The sequence below is a fragment of the Deltaproteobacteria bacterium genome, assembly GCA_028818775.1.
Taxonomy (GTDB): Bacteria; Desulfobacterota; Binatia; order UBA9968; family JAJDTQ01; genus JAJDTQ01.
Genome location: JAPPNE010000064.1, coordinates 1,953 through 20,506 on the forward strand (window position 1 = coordinate 1,953; position 18,554 = coordinate 20,506).

Below are 18,554 nucleotides of genomic sequence, written 5' to 3' on the forward strand. Positions count from 1 at the left end.
GCGAGGACGACCACGAGGGCGAGGACGACCACGAGGGCGAGGACGACCACGAGGGCGAGGACGACCACGAGGGTGAGGACGACCACGAAGGCGAGGACGACCACGCCGACGAAGGCGGAAGCCGCTCCCTCAAGGACCTGACCTACTTGGGCCGCCTGCACGCCTTCTTCGACCTGAGCGAGACCTGGAACCTCGAGGTGGGTTCGTCGTTGGCGCATTCGCCGAGGACGGAGATGGAAGAGGACAGCCGCCGGTCGCTCTTGGGCGTTGACGTGACGCTTCGGCACCGGCCCCTGGTGCCGGGCTTCTACGAAGGGTTCACCGTCGCCGGCGAGTGGTTCGTCAACCGCCAGGACCACCACGACACTGGGACCACCACCGCCCGCGGCGGCTATGCGTACGCCAATTGGGACGTCAATCCCGAGTTGCCGGGCAAGTGGAGCCTGGGTCTGTTGCTGGATTCCGCGCCCGAACTGGACAGCCCGGATGACAGGACGCTGAGCCTGTCGCCGTACGTCACCTGGGCCCCCAGCGAGTTCAATCGCCTGCGGCTCCAGTACACGCACGGGTGGGACGACGACAACCGTCCGGAGTACGACGGCTCCCAGGTCTTTCTCCAATGGACCACCGTTCTCGGCAGCCACACGCACGGTTTCCGTGAGCGGCGCTAGGGAGCGGCATCGCGGGGGCGGCCTCCGGAAGGAGGCTGCCCGCCCGCGTTCGGCAGCGGTGCCTGAGGAGACATACCCATGAAGAGTCCATCCAAACGGTGGTGGCCGCGGGCCACCTTTACGCTGTCGCTGGTCCTCCTGTTGGCGGCTCCGGCGGCGGCGCAGAAGATCAACGTGGTGACGACCATTCCGGACCTGGCCGACATCACGCGGCGGATCGGCAAGGACAGGGTCTCGGTAAGCAGCCTGACGCTGGGAGTCCGGGACATTCACGCCGTCCAGGTGAAGCCGAGCATGGTCACCAAGCTCAACCGCGCCGACGCGGTGGTGCTGATGGGGCTGTCGCTGGAGCACGCGTTCCTTCCGGCCCTGCTGGACGTGGCCGCCAATCCGCGGATCGCGCGCGGCGGCATCGGCTACATCGACACCTCCACCGGCGTCGTGCCCCTGAAACCGCCAAAGACCCTCTCGCGCAAGGGTGGCGACATCCATCCGAGGGGCAATCCCCACTACAACCTCGACCCGGTCCTGGGGAAGCTCATCGCGCGGAACATCGCGGAAGGCCTGTCGAAGGCCCACGGCGAGCATCGCGCCTTTTTCATGAAGAACCTGCAAGCCTACACCGCGGAGTTGGATCGGCGCATACCGGGGTGGCAAAAGGCGGCCCGCGGTCTCGACGGTGTCCGGTTCGTCAGCTACCACGACGACATGGCGTACTTCGCCAAGCGCTACGGCATGCGGCTGTTCGGCACCCTGGAGGTGGCGGCCGGCATCGGTCCGACGCCGGCGCACATCGTCCAACTCGTGGAGCGGATGAAGGCCGCGCGCGTGCCCTTGGTGGTGTACGGCACCTATCCCAGCCGGGTACCGCAACGGGTCGCGCGTGAAGCCGGCGCCGCCGTGGTGCCCGTGCCCTTGTACGTGGGCGGGCGGCCCGGCGTGGACACTTATGTCAAGTTGATCGACTACCTCGTCACCCACCTTTCCAAGGCGGTCGCCAGGTGACCGCCTCCGACTCGCCGGAGCGTCCCCTACTTGCGCTCCAGCACGCGTGTCTGGGGTACGGCCCCGAGCCGGTGCTCGACGATGTTCATCTGCGCATCGGCGCGGGCGAACTCATCGGGTTGGCGGGCCCCAACGGGTCCGGCAAGACCACCCTCCTCCGGTCGATGCTGGGCCTGCTCCCGCTGCAAGGCGGCAACGTGGAACGACACCTGCCGCGGACCCGTCTCGGCTACGTACCCCAGCACGCTTCCCTCGACGCCTGGTTCCCGCTGAGCGTGTGGGAGGTGGCCGCCATGGGCGCCTACGGCCGGCTGCGTCCCTGGCGGCTATTCCCGCGCGGCGAAAGACAGCGGGTCGACGCGGCCCTGGCGCAGGTGGGCTTGGCGCGCCTCGGGCGGTCCGTCTTCTTTCACCTCTCGGGCGGACAGCGCCAGCGGGCGCTCATCGCGCGCGCCCTGACCGTGGATCCGGCGTTGCTGCTGCTCGACGAGCCGTTCGCCGGCGTGGACCGGGATGCCCGCGAGGACATCGCGCGACAGCTCGAAGAGATCAACCGGCGCTCCCGTCTGGCCATCGTCATCTGCAGTCATGACGGCGATCTCCTGGCGCGGTTCTGTGATCGCGTGATCGAGGTCTCGGACGGGCGCGTGCACGGGGGCATTCGCGAAAACGGGTAAGGTCCGGCCGACGTGGCGCAGGCATTCGCCGAGATCCTGGACCCTTCCTTCCTGCTCTTCCCGGCGGTGCTGGGAAGCATCGTCCTGGGGCTGGTGTGTCCGGTGGTGGGGGGCTTCCTGGTGCTCAGGCGCAGCGTGCTGCTGGGCCTGACCCTGCCGCAGTTCGCCGCCGCGGGCGCGGCGTTCGCCTTGTTCGCCCACGAGGTCGGCTTGGTGCCGCATCCGGGCCACACATCGGGCGACGCGCACCAGGTGGAGCGCCTGCTCGCCTACGGCGGCTCGTTGCTGTTCACCTTCGCGGGCATGACGCTGCTGGCGTTGACGGATCGCCGCGGTGGCGGGCGCTCGGAGACGCGGCTGGCGGTGGCGTATGCCTTGGCCGGGTCGCTCATGATCCTTTTCGTGGCGGTCCATCCCTTCGGCGACGCGGCGATCCTGGGTCTGGTCAAGGGAGAGGCGGTGGTGCTGTCCTGGGCCGAGCTTGCCGCCCTGGGCGCGGTCTACGCGGCGGTGACGGCGTGCCTTGTCCTCTTCCGGCGCGAGTTGCTGATGGCGTCGTTCGACCGGGACCTCACCTTCCTCCTCAGGGGCGGCACCTTCACGTGGGACCTCCTCTTCCACCTGCTCGCCGGAGTCGCCATCGCGCTGGGGGTGATGATGGCCGGCCCTCTGCTCACCTTCGGCCTGCTGGTGCTCCCGCCCATCGCCGTGAGGCCCCTGGTGTCCCGCATGGCGTCCTATTTCATCGCGTCGTCGCTGGTGGGCGCCGGCATCGGCTTGACGGGTTTCGCCGTCGCGTACCGGTTCGACGTGCCGTTGGGTCCCGCGATCCTGGCGTTGGGCTGCGGCCTGGTGCCGGCCGCTCACGCCCTGGCGTGGCTCGGGGGCAGGTTCCGGCGGTGACCGCTCTTACCGTGCGGCGGCGCGCAGCACCTCCTCGGTGCAGGAGGCCAGCAGCCGATCGTGGGCGTGGTCGAGGGCGAAGACGCGGAACTTGACGATCTTGGACGGGATGTAGGCGAACAGCTCGGCCATGGATTCCTTGGTGATGATGCCGGTGGAGGGGTCGTAGGTGTGGATCTGCTTCTTGCCCATGGCCATGGGGTTCTCGGGGCGCGAATCCTGGCTGGCCATGTCCACGCGGAACACCAGGTGGCGCTTGCCGGCCGGCAGCGCGTCGCGCACGCGCGCTTCCCAGTCGCGCACCCCGATGGCGTCGAGGCCGGCATCGAGCTCCGCCCCGGCGAGGCTCCGCTCGTAGGCCAGCCGCCACTTGAGGTCGCGGTCGAGGATGCGCCCCCACTCGCGCCCCAGCGGGGTGCCGAGCCGGCGCCAGTGCGACACCTCCTGCAAGAGCGACCAGTCGGTCAGGTGCAGGTAGCGGTCCATGTGCTCCAGGGGATTGCCCGGCGCGATCCGCGCCATGGTCTCCGGGAACAGCTCCTGCAGGTGCGCGTCGATGGACCGGGTGGTGCGGTGGAAGTAGACGTTCTCGTAGAGGTACTTGCGCGCGTTCAGGAACATGGTGAGGGCGCCCTCGCCGGAGCGGTGCAGCGTGAGCCCCTGGGGCGAGATGAACGTGTAGTACATCAGCCGTTCGCGGTCGATGGGCCCGATGGCCACGCCGCACATGTACGAGTCGCGCGACACGTAGTCGAGGTTGTCGAAGGTGAGGATGCCGTTGGTCAGCGGCTGCAGGAAGCGCACCCAGAGCGGTCGCGCGGGGTCGTCGTCGGAATCCTTCTTGATGGGGAAGGCGATCTCGTCCGGGTCCAGTTCCTCGCCCGCGGCAAAGGCGCCCGAGGGGCTCCGGCGGATGCCGCGGATGAGATCGCCCAGGTGCTCGCGGATGATGACCTGGGAGATGTCCTCGTGGATCAGTCCGTACTCGCTGAGGAAGTGGTTGTCGAAGAAGTGGCAGAACGGGCCGTGGCCGACGTCGTGCAGCAGCCCGATGACGCGCATGTACGCTTCCACGTAGTTGGCGGAAGGACAGGCGTCGCCCAGGACCTTGCGCAGGGAAGGGTACAGGCCGCGGGCGAAGCCCCCGGCCAGGTGCATGGCCCCGAGGCAGTGCTGGAAACGGGAGTGCTCCGCCGAGGGGTAGACCCAGCGCGCGCTCTGGAGCTGGAAGATGTAGCGCAGGCGCTGGAACCAGGGAGAGTCGATCAGGTCCTTTTCCGTGACCTCGCCCGGTTCCTCGGGCACCGTGAAGGGGATGTAGCGGTGGATCGGGTCGGCGATGAGCGAGCAGCCATGGTAGTCAGAGCGCATGGACGGCCCCGGTTTCTCCTCGGACCCGCTGAAGTTTCATGGGCTCACGCATGAACGGCCCGCTTGTCCCTCACAATTCGAAGCTCACCTGGGCGGTCCACTGGTCGCCCATCTTTCCCAAGTGGCTCAAACGTTCATCCACGGCGCCGATGGCTTCACGCTCTTCGTGGCGGTCGGGATCGAACTTCTCACCGCGGGCCTCCGCGCGCACGAAGAAGTCGCCGGCCTCGTGAATGGCGAACTCCTTCAGGATGTAACCGCTCGCCTGGTATTCGTAGAGCAGCTCCCGAATCCAGTTTACCATGAGGTCGTCGTGGTCCACGCCCTCCGCCTCCACCGCGACGCTTTCCCGCGCCTCCACGGTGTCGAGGTCCACGAGCAGGTCGAAGAGCGCGAACCCGGCGTCCGCCAGCACCCCCGGAAGGGAGTCGCCCGCGAGCCGGACGCTCATCTCCGACGACCGCCTCAAGACCCGGTATTTCTTTTCCTCGTCGGCCATTTCAATCCCTGTTGATCAGCGACGCGGCGTAGCCGGCGCCGAAGCCGTTGTCGATGTTTACCACGGTGACCCCGGCGGCGCACGAGTTGAGCATGGCCAGGAGCGCGGAGAGGCCGTGGAAGCTGGCGCCGTAGCCCACGCTGGTGGGTACGGCGATGACCGGCCGGCGCACCAGGCCGGCCACGACGCTGGGCAGCGCGCCTTCCATGCCCGCCACGACGATCAGCAGCGCCGCCTCGGTGAGCTGCCGGTGGTGGCCCAGCAGCCGGTGCAGGCCCGCCACGCCCACGTCGTAGATCCGCTCCACCCGGTTGCCCATGATCTCGCTGGTGACCGCGGCCTCCTCCGCCACCGGGATGTCGGAGGTGCCCGCGCATACCACCGCGATGGTCCCCTTGCCCTTGAGCGGCGCATGCTTGGTGCGCCAGGTGGCGGCGCGCGCCTCGCGATGGAAGCGGAAGCCCCGCAGCCGCGGCTTGAGCGCGTCCATCTTCTCCTCGGACAGCCGCGTGATGAGCACGTTCACCGCGCTCTTGCGGATCGCCCGGGCGATGGCGGCGATGTCCGCCACCTCCTTGCCCTCGCCCAGAATGACCTCGGGAAACCCCTGCCGCAAGGCCCGGTGATGGTCCACCTTGGCGAACCCCAGGTCCTCGAAGGGAAGGTGCCGCAGCCGCTCCACCGCGTCGTCCACCCCCACCTCCCCGCGCCGGACCCCGTTCAAGAGTTCTATGAGCTGCTCTTCGTCCATGGATGCTAGATGGCGTCCTTCGACTTCGCTTCTGTCCTGAGCTTGTCGAAGGGCTCAGGACGAACGGTTTTGGAGACTTGGTTCCGTTCGTCCTGAGCGTAGCGAAGCGAAGTCGAAGGACCGCAATTCCTGAAGTGGTCATAGCCCCCCGCGCTCAGGGGCACGCGCTCGCCGCGCGTGTCCACCAGCGTGACGCCGTGCTTCCTCGGCACGCACTCGCCGATGCGGGTGATGGGGACGCCGGTGCGGCGGGCGGCGCGCTCGACGCTCTTGCGCGCGTCCGGGTCCGCCGTGAACAGCAACTCGTAGTCCTCGCCGCCGGCGAGCGCGCACCGGAGGTCGTTGGGGCCGGCCGTCCGCACGAAGGCCGGCGACAGGGGCACGCGCGCCTGGTGCACCACGGCGCCGGTGCGGCTGGCCCGGCAGATGTGGCCCAGGTCCTGGGCGAGGCCGTCGCTTACGTCCACCATGGCGTGCGCCAGGCCCTCCCGGGCGAGCAGCATGCCGGTCTTCACCCGCGCGCTGGGACGGTGGTGCCGCCCCACCAGGTAGTTCCGGTCCCGCGCCTTCACCTTGGGGCGCGGCTCCGAAAGCAGCGCCAGCCCCAGCGCCGAGTCCCCCAGGGTGCCGGTGACGTAGATGTCGTCGCCCACCCGGGCGCCGGCGCGCGTCACCGCGCCGTGGGGCGCCTCGCCGGCGAGGAACACGTCGATGGTGAGCCGGTCGGCGGCGCAGGTGTCGCCCCCCACCAGCGCCACGCGGTGCTCGGCCGCCAGCGCGTGGACGCCGTCGACCAGGGCGGCGGCCTGCCGGGTGTCGATGTCGGGAAGAGCCACGGAGAGGAGGAAGAACGCCGGACGCCCGCCCATGGCGGCGATGTCGCTCAGGCTGGCGGTGAGGGATTTGTGTCCGAGGTCCTGCATCGAGATCCACTCGCGGTTGAAGTGGACGCCTTCGATGAGCAGATCCGAGGTGAACAGGAGCGAGTCCCCGGCGGTGGATACCCAGGCGGCATCGTCGCCGATGCCCAGCCGCACCCCGCGCCGGCGCGGGGTCTTCCTTTGGATCAGGTCGATGAGCCCGAATTCTCCGAGGTCGCGGAGTTTCATGGGAAAGCCTGATCCGGACTGGATGTGGGGCAACGTGCCGCCGGTCGCCAGATCGCGGAGTCTCACGGGAAAGCGTGATGCCCCTCAGGCATTCGCCGGCACCGTCCTGTCCCCTCCGCTCTTGGGGCGGCCCTGCCGGGCCTGCTTCCTGGCCTTGGCGGCGGTTCCGGACCCGGGCTCCTTGGCGGGTACGCCGCCGGGCTTGTCGTCGAAGGCCACCGCGAGCACGTCGTTCATGTTCCGCGCCAGGATGAAGTTCAGCTTGTTGCGCAGCGGGCGCGGGATCTCTTCCAGGTCCTTCTGGTTCTGGAAGGGGATGGCGACGGTCTGGACCCCGGAGCGGAAGGCCGCCAGGCACTTTTCCTTGAGGCCGCCCACGGGCAGCACCCGTCCCCGGAGCGTGATCTCCCCGGTCATGGCCACGTTGCGGCTCACCGGCCGCTTGGTCAGCGCGGAGATGAGGGCCGTGCCCATGGTGATGCCGGCGGAAGGACCGTCCTTGGGGATGGAGCCCGAGGGCACGTGAATGTGGATGTCCTGCTTCTGGTAGAAGTTCTCCTCCAGCCCGAGGTTCTTGGCCTGGGCGCGGGCGTAGCTCACCGCGGCCTGGGCCGATTCGCGCATCACCTCGCCCAACTGGCCGGTGAGGGTCAGGTTGCCGCGGCCCTTGGAGAGCGACGCCTCCACGTGCAGCAGCTCGCCCCCGGCGCTGGTCCAGGCCAGGCCCGTGGCCACGCCGATCTCGTTCTGCTCCGGGGTCTCGGTGAGGAAGCGCGGCGGGCCGAGGAACTGGTGCAGGTTGCGCCGGGTGACGCGCGTGCGCGCGGTGCGGCCGTCGGCCACCCGGCGCGCGACCTTGCGGCCGATGGCGGCGATCTCCCGCTCCAGGTTCCGCAGACCGGCCTCCCGCGTGTACTGCTCGATGATGCGCAGCACCGCGTCCTGCGAGATGTCCAGCAGGTCGCCCGAGATCCCGGCCTCCTGGCGTTGCCGCGGGATCAGGAAGCGGCGCGCGATCTCCAGCTTTTCCTCGTTGGTGTAGCCGGAGAGGTTGATGACCTCCATGCGGTCGCGCAGCGCCGGCGGCACCGTGTCGAGCAGGTTCGCCGTGCAGATGAACAGCACGCTGGAGAGGTCGAAGGGCACGTTCAGGTAGTGGTCGCTGAAGGCGTGGTTCTGCTCCGGGTCGAGCACCTCCAGCAGCGCCGCCGAGGGGTCGCCGCGGAAGTCGTTGCCGACCTTGTCCAGCTCGTCGAGCATGAACACCGGGTTGTTGGAGCCGGCCTGCTTCATGCCCTGGATGATGCGGCCGGGCAGGGCGCCCACGTAGGTCCGGCGGTGCCCGCGGATTTCCGCCTCGTCGCGGATGCCGCCCAGCGAGATGCGTACGAACTTGCGTCCGAGGGCGCGCGCGATGGACTTCCCCAAGGAGGTCTTGCCCACTCCCGGCGGGCCGACGAAGCACAGGATCGGGCCGCGGATCTTCTTCCGCAGCTTGTTCACCGCGAGGTACTCCAGGAACCGCTCCTTGATCTTCTCCAGGTTGTAGTGGTCCTCGTCGAGGACCTGCTTGGCCTTGCGGAGGTCGAGCTTGTCCTTGGTGCGAACGCTCCAGGGAAGCTCCACCATCCAGTCCAGGTAGGTGCGCACCAGGGAGGACTCGGACGATTCGGGGTGCATCTGCTCCAGCCGCTTGAGCTGCTTGTCGGCCTCCTTCTTGACCTCCGGCGGCATGCCGGCCTTGTCGAGCTGGCCTTTCAGCTCGTTCATCTCTTCCGTCTTCTCGTCGCCCTCGCCGAGTTCCTGGTGGATCTGCCGGAGCTGCTCCCGCAGGAAGTACTCCCGCTGGGTCTTGCTCATCTCGTCCTTGGCCTGGTTCTGGATGCGCGCCTGCATGGTGGCGAGCTCGAGCTCGCGGGTGAGCAGCTCGTTGACCTTCTTGAGCCGGTCCACCGGCTCGTAGATCTCCAGGATCGACTGGCTCTCCTCGATCTGGAGGCGCAGGTTGGACGCCACCAGGTCCGCGAGCACGCCGGGATCCACCACGTTGTCCGTGACCATCACGATCTCGGGCGGGAGGTTCTTGAGGTTGAGGATCTGCTCGATCTTCTCCTTGACGTTGCGCATGAGCGCCTCGACCTCGATGGAAACCTCGATGACCTGGGGCTCGATGACCTTCTCGATGCGTGTCTCGAAGTAGGGTTCCTCGCGGACGAATTCCTGCAGGATGCCCTTGGTCATCCCCTGCACCAGGATCTTCACCCGGCCGTCGTCGAGCTTGAGCATGCGCAGGATGGTCGCCACCGTGCCCACGCGGTAGAGGTCGTCCGTCGCGGGGTCGTCCTCGGCCGCGTCCTTCTGCACCACGAGAAAGATGTGCCGGTCGCGCTCCAGCGCCTCGTTCACCGCGTTGATGGACAGCTCCCTGCCGATGAACAGGGGAATCATCATGTACGGATAGATGACGATGTCCCGGATGGGCAGGAGCGGTATGATGTCCGGGATCTCGCTTACGGGCCGGTCGTCGACGAGCGCCGCGGCATCCTTGTCGGATTCTTCCATCGATGATCCTCAGTCGAACAGTTCCTTTACCTTCTCGAAGAACCCTTTTGCAATAGGCTGGCCGTCGTCGCCGCCGTCTTCGGCGAACTCCTGCAGGAGCTTCTTCTGGCGCCCGGTCAGGCGCGTGGGCGTCTCCACCACCACGCGCACGTGCTCGTCCCCCCGGCGGCTCCCGTGCACGTCCTTGATGCCCTTGCCCTTGAGCCGGAACACCGCGTTGGACTGGGTCCCCGCGGGGATCTTCATCTTGACCTTGCCCTCCAGCGTGGGCACCTCGACCTCCGCGCCGAGGGCGGCGTGGACGAAGCTGATGGGCATGTCGCAGATGACGTCCTGTCCGTCGCGCATGAAGATCGGATGCTCCTGCACCAGCATGACCACGTACAGGTCCCCCGGCGGCCCGCCTCGGAAGCCGCCCTCGCCCTCGCCGCGCAGCTTGAGGCGCGATCCGGTGTCGACGCCGGCCGGGATCTTGACGTTGATGGTGTGGAACTTGCGGGTCAGGCCCGCGCCGCCGCACGAGGCGCACGGGTGGGCGATCACCCGGCCCTGGCCGCCGCACTGGCTGCAGGTGCGCGACACCGTGAAGAACCCCTGCTGGAACGCCATCTGCCCCGACCCGTTGCACGCGGGACAGGTCTGCGGCGACGTGCCCTTCTCGGCGCCGCTGCCTTCGCACTCGTCGCACGGCCCGTGGCGCGGGATCTTGATCTTCTGCTCGGTGCCGAAGGCGGCCTGCTCGAAGGTGATCTCGAGGTTGTAGCGCAGGTCGTCGCCGCGCTGCGCCCGGCTCCGGGACCGGCCCCGCGGCGACCCGCCGAAGAAGTCCCCGAAGATGTCGCCGAATATGTCCTCGAACCCGCCGGTGAAGTCGAAACCCCCGGCGAACGGACCGGTATCGCCGAACGCCGCGTGGCCGAACTGGTCGTACTTGGACCGCTTCTCCGGATCGGACAGCACCTGGTAGGCTTCGGACAGTTCCTTGAACTTCTCCTCGGCCTGCTTGTCGCCCGGGTTCCGGTCCGGATGGTACTGCAGCGCCAGCTTGCGGTACGCCTTCTTGATCTCGTCCTCGCCGGCCTTGCGGCTCAGGCCGAGGATTTCATAGTAGTCGCTTTTGTCCAATGTCTAGTCCCGCCGCCCCCTACAGCTTCGTTTCCTGCTCCTCTTCCTTGACCTCCTCGAAGTCCGCGTCCACCACGTTGTCGTCGGGCTTGCCGCCGTCCGCGCCCGGAGGCGGCGTCTGCTGCCCCGCGTCCTGCTGCGCCTGCTGCTGCGACGCCTTGGCGTACATGGCTTCCGCGAGCTTGTGGGAGGCTTGGTTCAACTCCTCCGCCGCCGCCCGCATGGCCGCGGCGTCGTCGCCCTCCAGGGCCTTCTTCGCCTTTTCCAGGGCCGCTTCGATGCTGGACTTGACCTCGGCGTCCAGGTCGTCGCCGTACTCCTTCAGCGACTTCTCCGTGGAGTAGACCAGCGAATCGAGCTGGTTGCGTGCCTCGGCCGCTTCCTTGCGCGTCTTGTCCTCCTCGGCGTGGACCTCGGCGTCCTTCACCATGTTCCTGATCTCTTCCTCGCTGAGGCCGCTCGAGGCGGTGATCTTGACGGACTGCTCCTTGCCGGTGCCGAGGTCCTTGGCGGAGACGTGGACGATGCCGTTGGCGTCGATGTCGAAGGTGACGTCGATCTGCGGCATGCCGCGCGGCGCCGGCGGAATGCCCTCGAGGTTGAACTGGCCGAGCAGCTTGTTGTACGCGGCCATCTCCCGCTCGCCCTGGTGCACGCTGATGGTCACCGAGGGTTGGTTGTCGGCGGCCGTGGAGAACACTTGGTTCTTCTTGGTCGGGATGGTGGTGTTGCGCTCGATCAGCTTGGTGAAGACGCCCCCCAAGGTCTCGATGCCGAGGGACAGCGGGGTCACGTCGAGCAGCAGCACGTCCTTGACGTCGCCCGTGAGCACGCCCCCCTGGATGGCCGCGCCGATGGCCACCACCTCGTCGGGGTTCACGCCCTTGTGAGGCTCCTTGCCGAAGATCTTCTTGACCCGCTCCTGCACCGCGGGCATGCGCGTCATGCCGCCGACGAGGATCACCTCGTCGATCTCCCCGGCCGAGAATCCCGCGTCCTCCAGGGCTTGGCGGCAGGGTCCCTCGGTGCGGTCGATGAGGTCTGCGCAGAGGGCTTCCAGCTTCGACCGGGAAAGCTTGATGCTCATGTGCTTGGGGCCGCTCTGGTCGGCGGTGATGAACGGCAGGTTGATGTCCGTCTCCACCGACGTGGACAGCTCGCACTTGGCCTTTTCCGCCGCCTCCTTGAGGCGCTGCAGCGCCATCTGGTCGCCGCGCAGGTCGATGCCCTGGTCCTTCTTGAACTCGTCAGCCAGGTAGTCGATGATCCGTTGGTCGAAGTCTTCGCCGCCCAGGAAGGTGTCGCCGTTGGTGGCCTTGACCTCGAAGACGCTATCGCCCAGCTCCAGGATGGAGATGTCGAAGGTGCCGCCGCCCAAGTCGAACACCGCGATCTTCTCGTCCTTCTTCTTGTCCAACCCGTAAGCCAGCGAGGCTGCCGTGGGCTCGTTGATGATGTACTGGACGTTGAGCCCGGCGATGCGCCCAGCGTCCTTGGTGGCCTGCCGCTGGCTGTCGTTGAAGTAAGCCGGCACGGAGATGACCGCCTCGGTCACGGTCTCGCCCAGGTAGTCCTCGGCGGTCTGCTTCATCTTCTGCAGGATGAAGGCCGAGATCTCCGGCGGGCTGTAGCTCTTGCCGCGGCTCGTCACCCAGGCGTCGCCCTTGTCGGAGCGGTCGAGCTTGTAGGGCAGGACGGCGGCGGCTTTCTGCACCATGGGGTCGTCGAACACGCGCCCGATCAGGCGCTTCACCGCGAAAACCGTATTCTCGGGGTTGGTGATGGCCTGGCGCCGGGCGATCTGCCCCAGCAGGCGCTCGCCGCTCTCCGAAAACGCCACCACCGAAGGGGTCGTGCGGCTCCCCTCGGCGTTCGTCAGCACCTTGGGCTCGGTGCCCTCCATGATCGCAACACACGAATTGGTCGTTCCAAGATCGATGCCTATGACCTTTGCCATGTCAGGTCTCCTTGCTGTCTCGATGTCTTTCGCCGTGGAATCTAATCATCGGTCGGGTCGTTTTCAACCGTGTTTTCGGCTTGTTTCGCGGGCGTTTTGGCGACGCTCACCAGCGACGGCCGCAGCAGCCGGTCGCCCAGGTAGTAGCCCCGGTGGACCTCGTCCACCACCGTGTTGGCCTCGTGTTCGGCGCTCTCCACCTGGGCGAAGGCCTCGTGCTTCTCCGGGTCGAAGGGCTCGCCCTTGGCCGTGACCTGGGTCACGCCGTGCTTCTGGAGCGCTTCCAGGCAGGCCCTGAGCACCAACTCCACGCCGTCCAGCAGCGACTGCCCGTTGCCGCCGGAGCGGCCGTGCTCCACCGCCCGCTCCAGGTCGTCGATGACCGGCAGGAGGTCACGCACCAGCGACTCGTTGGCGTGGCGGATGGCGTCCTGCTTTTCGCGCGCCACCCGCTTCCTGTAGTTCTCCGTCTCCGCGGCCTGCCGCAGGAACTGGTCCTCCAGCCGCCGCGCCTCTTCCCTGGCCGCCGCCAGCTCCTCGTTCAGGCGCTCCAGCTCCGAGGGCTCCGGCGCCTCGTCGCCGGCCTCCGGCTGGTCCTCCGTCACCTCGCCCTCCACGGCCGCTTCGGTTTCGTCCTTTTTCTCTTCCACCATGAATTCGTCGTTTGTTTGCTGCCCCAAGAAACCGGCCGGCGGACAAAGTACGGCATCCGCCGGGACGACGGCCGAGAGAAGGTAATCACCGATCCGGGCCGTGTCAAGGTGGCGACATCAAACGCCGGAAGGGGCGGAACGGGGCGGAAGTCGGTGTTTCGGCGCGACTTTTTGGACGCGTTGGTGTATACGTGACAGGAGTTTGACGATTGTGCGGCGTGCCCGGAGGGAGGAACGGCCGGGAGCGTCGCGGGGGGTTGCGTTGCCGGCGATACGGTCGAGCCCGGCCATCGTTTTGCGGTCCTGGGCGTACGGCGAATCGGACAAGATCGTCTCTTTCCTGACACGGGATTTCGGCAAGATCCGGGGCATCGCCAAGGGAGCCAAGCGCTCCCGCAAGCGGTTTCTCAACGTCCTGGAGCCCTTCACGCTCGTCCAGTTGCGCTTCCACGAACGTCCGAACAGCCCGCTGGCGTTCGTGCACGCGTGCGACTGGGTGTACGTGTTCCGGGCCATAGCCAGGGACCTGGGCAAGATCGCGCACGCCTCCTACCTCGTGGAGATCACGGACGAGCTGACGCGCGACGGCGACGACAGCCTGTCGCTGTTCGAGCACCTGCGCTCCGGGCTCCGGTTCCTGGAGGAGAACGCGGCTTCGCCGGAGTTCCTCACCGCATTCGAGCTGATGCTGCTGCGGTTGGCCGGTTTCCAGCCCATCCTGGAGCAGTGCCAGCGCTGCGGCCGCGACCCCGGGCCCGGCGGCGGGGACCTCGATCGCTGGGGGTTCAGCCCGGCCGACGGAGGCGTGCTTTGCCGCGGCTGCCGCGAGTACCGCAGGGAGGCGGTGCCCCTGTCGGCCGAGGCGTTGGGCGTGCTCACCCACATCCAGCGGCACGGCTGGACCGAAGGCGAGGCGCCGCCGTCGCTCCAGCCGGCCTTGCGGGAGGCGCGCGCGTTGATGCCCTTGTTTATCCAGTACCAGATTAGTAAGAAGCTCAAGTCCGCGGCCTTCCTGGACGGCCCGTTCCGTTAGAGAGAATGGCGTCCTTCGACTTCGCTGCGCTACGCTCAGGACGAACGGGGGACGACCGGGAATTGGCCTACAACCGTTCGTCCTGAGCGTAGCGTCGCGCCAGCGGCGCGAAGTCGAAGGACGCCATATTCGACAGCAGACAGGAGAACCACAGCGCCCATGAACGAACACGCGACGATGGAAAAGGTCGTCAATCTGTGCAAGCGGAGAGGGTTCATCTTTCCGTCCAGTGAGATTTACGGAGGCATCGGCAGCACCTGGGACTACGGGCCCGTGGGCGTGGAGCTCAAGCGCAACGTCAAGGAGGCGTGGTGGAAGGCGGTGGTGACCGGCCGCAACGACACCGTCGGCCTGGACGCCTCGATCCTGATGCACCCGAGGGTGTGGGAGGCGTCGGGCCACGTGGCCGGCTTCTCGGACCCGCTGGTGGAGTGCAAGGTGTGCCACCAACGTTTCCGCGAGGACTTCCTGGAGGAAGCGGGCAAGTGCCCGGTCTGCGGCGGCGAGGTCACCGAGGCGCGGCAGTTCAACCTGATGTTCAAGACCTTCATGGGGCCGGTGGAGGACACCGCCAGCACGGTGTTCCTGCGTCCCGAGACCGCCCAGGGCATCTTCGTCAACTTCACCAACGTCCTGGACACCGCGCGCCAGAAGATCCCCTTCGGCATCGCGCAGATCGGCAAGAGCTTCCGCAACGAGATCACCCCCGGCAACTTCATCTTCCGCACCCGCGAGTTCGAGCAGATGGAGATCGAGTACTTCGTCAAGCCGGGCGAAGACGAGGAGGCGTTCCAGTCCTGGCAGGACGCGCGCATGCATTGGTATGTGGACAACGGCATCCGCGCCGGCAACCTGCGTCTCCGTCCCCACGGCAGCGACGAGCTGGCGCACTACGCCAAGGCCTGCGTGGACGTGGAGTACGAGTTTCCGTTCGGCTGGTCGGAGCTCGAGGGTATCGCCAACCGCAGCGACTTCGACCTGAAGCAGCACATGGAGTACAGCGGCAAGGACATGACCTACTTCGACGAGGCCACCCGCAGCCGCTACGTCCCCTATGTCATCGAGCCTTCCGCCGGCGTGGACCGGCCGCTGCTGGCGTTCCTGGTGGACGCCTACGACGAGGAGGAGGTGGAGGGCGAGCGCCGCATCGTGCTGCGCCTCGACCCGCGCCTGGCGCCGTTCAAGGCGGGCGTCTATCCGCTGCTGCGGAAGGACGGACATCCCGAGCGCGCGCAGGAGATCCGCGACATCCTGAAGGAGCACTTCCCGGTGGTCTATGACCAGGCCGGCTCCATCGGGCGGCGCTACCGCCGGCAGGACGAGATCGGCACGCCCTTCGGCATCACCGTGGACCATGACACCCTGAAGGACCAGACCGTGACCCTGCGCGACCGCGACGCCATGACCCAGGTGCGCATTCCCGTGGACCGGCTGGTGGAAGAGATCCGCCGGCGCATGGATCCGCGGACGAGGGCGAGCTGATGGCCCGGCACGTCTACTCGTTCGGGGCGGGCAAGGCCATGGGCGGGGCCTCCATGCGCGAGGTCCTGGGGGGCAAGGGCGCGGGCCTCCACGAGATGACCCGCCTGGGCGTGCCGGTGCCGCCCGGCTTCACCATCTCCACCGCCGTCTGCACCCACTTCTACGAGCACGACGGCACTTATCCCGAGGGTCTGGAGCGGGAGGTCGCCGGCGCCATGGCCGGGGTGGAGGAGATCATGGGCCGGCGCTTCGGCGACGGCGACAACCCGCTGCTCGTGTCCGTGCGCTCGGGCGCGCGCGAGTCCATGCCCGGCATGATGGACACGGTGCTCAATCTCGGGCTCAACGACGACACCGTGGCGGGCATGATCGAGCGCACCGGCAACCCGCGCTTCGTGTACGACTCCTACCGCCGCTTCGTGCAGATGTACGGCGACGTGGTGCTGGGCATGAAGCCCGACGAGGCCGAAGCCCACGACGTGTTCGAGACGCTGCTGGGGCGCAAGAAGAAGGCCCGCGGCGTGACCGACGACACCGCCCTCGCGGCCGACGACCTGCGGGACCTGGTGGACGAGTTCAAGGACGAGATCCGGCGGGAGTGCGGCGTGCCCTTCCCCGAGGATCCGGTGGAGCAGCTCTGGGGCGCCATCGGCGCCGTGTTCGGGTCGTGGAACAACGACCGCGCGGCGGCCTACCGGAAGATGTACGGCATCCCCGACGATTGGGGAACGGCGGTGAACGTCCAGACCATGGTGTTCGGCAACATGGGCGACACCTCCGGCACCGGGGTGGCCTTCACGCGCGATCCGGCGACGGGCGAGCGGCGCTTCTACGGCGAGTTCCTGATGAACGCCCAGGGCGAGGACGTGGTGGCCGGCATCCGCACGCCCCAGCCCATCAGCGAGCTGGCCGGGGTGCAGCGCAAGGCCTACCGCGAGCTGCAGCGCCTCGCAGCGGTCCTGGAGGCGCACTACCGCGACATGCAGGACCTGGAGTTCACCATCGAGGACGGCCGCCTGTGGCTGCTGCAGACGCGCACCGGCAAGCGCACCGGCTTTGCCGCGGTGCGCATCGCCGTGGACATGGCGGACGCGAAGCTCATAACCCGCGACGAAGCCTTGCAGCGCATCGAGCCCGAACACCTGAACCAGGTGTTGCGGCCGGTCTTCGACCAGGCCGCCAAGGAGAGGGCCCAGGCGCGGGGCAGGGTGCTGGGACAGGGATTGCCCGCGGGCCCGGGCGCGGCCACGGGACGGATCGTGTTCCACGCCGCCGACGCGGCGGCGCGGCGCGCCCGCGGGGAGAACGTCATCCTGTGCCGGGTGGAGACCAGCCCCGAGGACATCCGCGGCATCGAGGCGGCCCAGGGCATTCTCACGGCGCGCGGCGGCATGACTTCCCACGCCGCGCTGGTGGCGCGGCAGCTCGGCACGGTGTGCGTGGTGGGGTGCGACGCCCTGGCCGTGGACTACCGCGCGGGGGAGGCGCGCCTGGGCGGCGCGGTTCTCAAGGAGGGGGAGTGGCTTTCGCTGGACGGCAGCACCGGCGAGGTCATCCAGGGGCAGCTCAAGACCCATCCTTCCGACGTGCTGCGGGTGCTGCTGGACCGCAGCCCTGAAGCCGCTTCGTCGCCCACCTACCGGCGTTTCGCCAAGCTCATGCGCTGGGTGGACCAGACCCGCCGGCTCGGCGTCAAGACCAACGCCGACCTGCCGGAGCAGGCGCGCCTCAGCCGGGATTTCGGCGCCGAGGGCATCGGCCTGTGCCGCACCGAGCACATGTTCTTCGAGGCGGAGCGCATCCACGCCGTGCGCGAGATGATCCTCGCCGACGACGAGGAGGGACGGCGCAAGGCCCTGGCCAAGCTGCTGCCCATGCAGCGGGGCGACTTCAAGGCTATTCTCGGCATCATGGACAAGCTGCCGGTGACCATCCGGCTGCTGGATCCGCCCTTGCACGAGTTCCTGCCCGAGACCACCGCGGACATCGCCGCCCTCGCCAAGGTGCTCTCCATCCGCCCCAAGACGGTGCGCGAGAAGGTGGAGGCCCTGAGGGAAGCCAACCCGATGCTCGGGCACCGGGGCTGCCGGCTCGCCATCTCGTTCCCCGAGATCGCCGAGATGCAGGTCCGGGCCATCTTCGAGGCGGCGTGCGAGCTGCGCAAGGAGGGCAGGGACCCGCGTCCGGAGGTGATGATCCCCCTGGTGGGAGGACTCGAGGAGTTCCACCTCCAGCGGGAGATCGTCGAGCGCGTGGCGCGGGACACCATGGAGCGCTACGGCGCCAAGGTGCGCTACGCCGTGGGCACCATGATCGAGTTGCCGCGCGCCTGCCTGGTGGCCGACGAGATCGCGCGCGAGGCGCAGTTCTTCTCCTTCGGCACCAACGACCTGACCCAGACCTGCCTGGGGCTGTCGCGCGACGACGCCGGCAAGTTCCTGCCCCATTACGTTGCCCAGGGCATCCTGCCCGAGGACCCGTTCGTGACCATCGACGAGCCCGGCGTCGGCCGGCTGATGGCCCTCGGCGTCGAGAAGGGCCGCGGCGCCCGCCCGGACCTCGACGTGGGCATCTGCGGCGAGCACGGCGGTGACCCCAAGTCCGTCGCCTTCTGCCACGACCTGGGCCTCGACTACGTCAGTTGCTCCCCCTACCGCGTCCCCATCGCCAAGCTCGCCGCCGCCCGCGCCGCGCTGCGCGACAAGGGTGAGGGCGGCCGGCGGTAGACCCCGCCGGTTGCCTTTACCCCGCGATAT

At 67.9% G+C, this 18,554-nt stretch carries 15 protein-coding genes; 7 read left to right on the top strand and 8 right to left on the bottom strand.

Translation table 11 applies throughout. The features are described from left to right. The 4 genes from OXU42_08365 to OXU42_08380 all read left to right on the top strand — a co-directional run. A partial coding sequence (locus tag OXU42_08365; protein ID MDE0029396.1) for a hypothetical protein occupies positions 1-671 on the top strand: 671 nt, incomplete at its 5' end. A gap of 78 nt (positions 672-749) precedes the next feature. Next, entirely contained in the window at positions 750-1,676 is a 927-nt protein-coding gene (locus OXU42_08370; GenBank protein ID MDE0029397.1) for a metal ABC transporter substrate-binding protein, read from the top strand. Beyond that, on the top strand, positions 1,673-2,353 hold the full coding sequence (locus OXU42_08375) for a metal ABC transporter ATP-binding protein (GenBank protein MDE0029398.1): 681 nt from the start codon (positions 1,673-1,675) through the stop codon (positions 2,351-2,353). Before OXU42_08370 ends, OXU42_08375 begins: the two co-directional genes overlap by 4 nt. A gap of 12 nt (positions 2,354-2,365) precedes the next feature. Further along, positions 2,366-3,256 (top strand): metal ABC transporter permease, encoded by an 891-nt coding sequence (locus tag OXU42_08380; protein ID MDE0029399.1) that lies wholly within the window; start codon positions 2,366-2,368, stop codon positions 3,254-3,256. Positions 3,257-3,262: 6 nt separating this feature from the next. Here the strand turns inward: OXU42_08380 and OXU42_08385 are convergent, their stop codons facing one another. From OXU42_08385 to grpE, 8 genes are all read right to left on the bottom strand, one after another. After that, positions 3,263-4,627: an HD domain-containing protein gene (locus tag OXU42_08385; GenBank protein ID MDE0029400.1), complete on the bottom strand. Its 1,365-nt coding sequence runs from the start codon at positions 4,625-4,627 to the stop codon at positions 3,263-3,265. A gap of 70 nt (positions 4,628-4,697) precedes the next feature. Further along, positions 4,698-5,126 (bottom strand): archease, encoded by a 429-nt coding sequence (locus OXU42_08390; protein MDE0029401.1) that lies wholly within the window; start codon positions 5,124-5,126, stop codon positions 4,698-4,700. Between the two features lies 1 nt (position 5,127). Then, positions 5,128-5,877, bottom strand: a complete 750-nt coding sequence (larB, locus tag OXU42_08395) for a nickel pincer cofactor biosynthesis protein LarB (GenBank protein MDE0029402.1) — start codon at positions 5,875-5,877, stop codon at positions 5,128-5,130. Positions 5,878-5,882: 5 nt separating this feature from the next. Beyond that, positions 5,883-6,986 carry a thiamine-phosphate kinase gene (thiL, locus tag OXU42_08400; protein MDE0029403.1) on the bottom strand — a complete coding sequence of 368 codons (1,104 nt, stop codon included), beginning with the start codon at positions 6,984-6,986 and terminating at the stop codon, positions 5,883-5,885. Between the two features lie 84 nt (positions 6,987-7,070). Continuing rightward, entirely contained in the window at positions 7,071-9,548 is a 2,478-nt protein-coding gene (gene lon, locus OXU42_08405; protein MDE0029404.1) for an endopeptidase La, read from the bottom strand. 9 nt (positions 9,549-9,557) lie between these two features. Continuing rightward, positions 9,558-10,673 (bottom strand): molecular chaperone DnaJ, encoded by a 1,116-nt coding sequence (gene dnaJ / locus OXU42_08410; protein MDE0029405.1) that lies wholly within the window; start codon positions 10,671-10,673, stop codon positions 9,558-9,560. Between the two features lie 19 nt (positions 10,674-10,692). Further along, on the bottom strand, positions 10,693-12,630 hold the full coding sequence (dnaK, locus tag OXU42_08415; protein MDE0029406.1) for a molecular chaperone DnaK: 1,938 nt from the start codon (positions 12,628-12,630) through the stop codon (positions 10,693-10,695). 41 nt (positions 12,631-12,671) lie between these two features. Further along, positions 12,672-13,283, bottom strand: a complete 612-nt coding sequence (gene grpE / locus OXU42_08420; GenBank protein MDE0029407.1) for a nucleotide exchange factor GrpE — start codon at positions 13,281-13,283, stop codon at positions 12,672-12,674. A gap of 262 nt (positions 13,284-13,545) precedes the next feature. Here grpE and recO point away from each other — a divergent pair, with 262 nt between their 5' ends. From recO to ppdK, 3 genes are all read left to right on the top strand, one after another. Next, a complete protein-coding gene (recO, locus tag OXU42_08425) occupies positions 13,546-14,316 on the top strand; it encodes a DNA repair protein RecO (GenBank protein ID MDE0029408.1) in 771 nt (256 codons plus the stop codon). Between the two features lie 159 nt (positions 14,317-14,475). Further along, entirely contained in the window at positions 14,476-15,798 is a 1,323-nt protein-coding gene (locus OXU42_08430) for a glycine--tRNA ligase (protein MDE0029409.1), read from the top strand. Continuing rightward, a complete protein-coding gene (gene ppdK, locus OXU42_08435) occupies positions 15,798-18,524 on the top strand; it encodes a pyruvate, phosphate dikinase (protein ID MDE0029410.1) in 2,727 nt (908 codons plus the stop codon). The genes OXU42_08430 and ppdK overlap by 1 nt, the downstream gene beginning before the upstream one ends. Positions 18,525-18,554 lie beyond the last annotated feature (30 nt).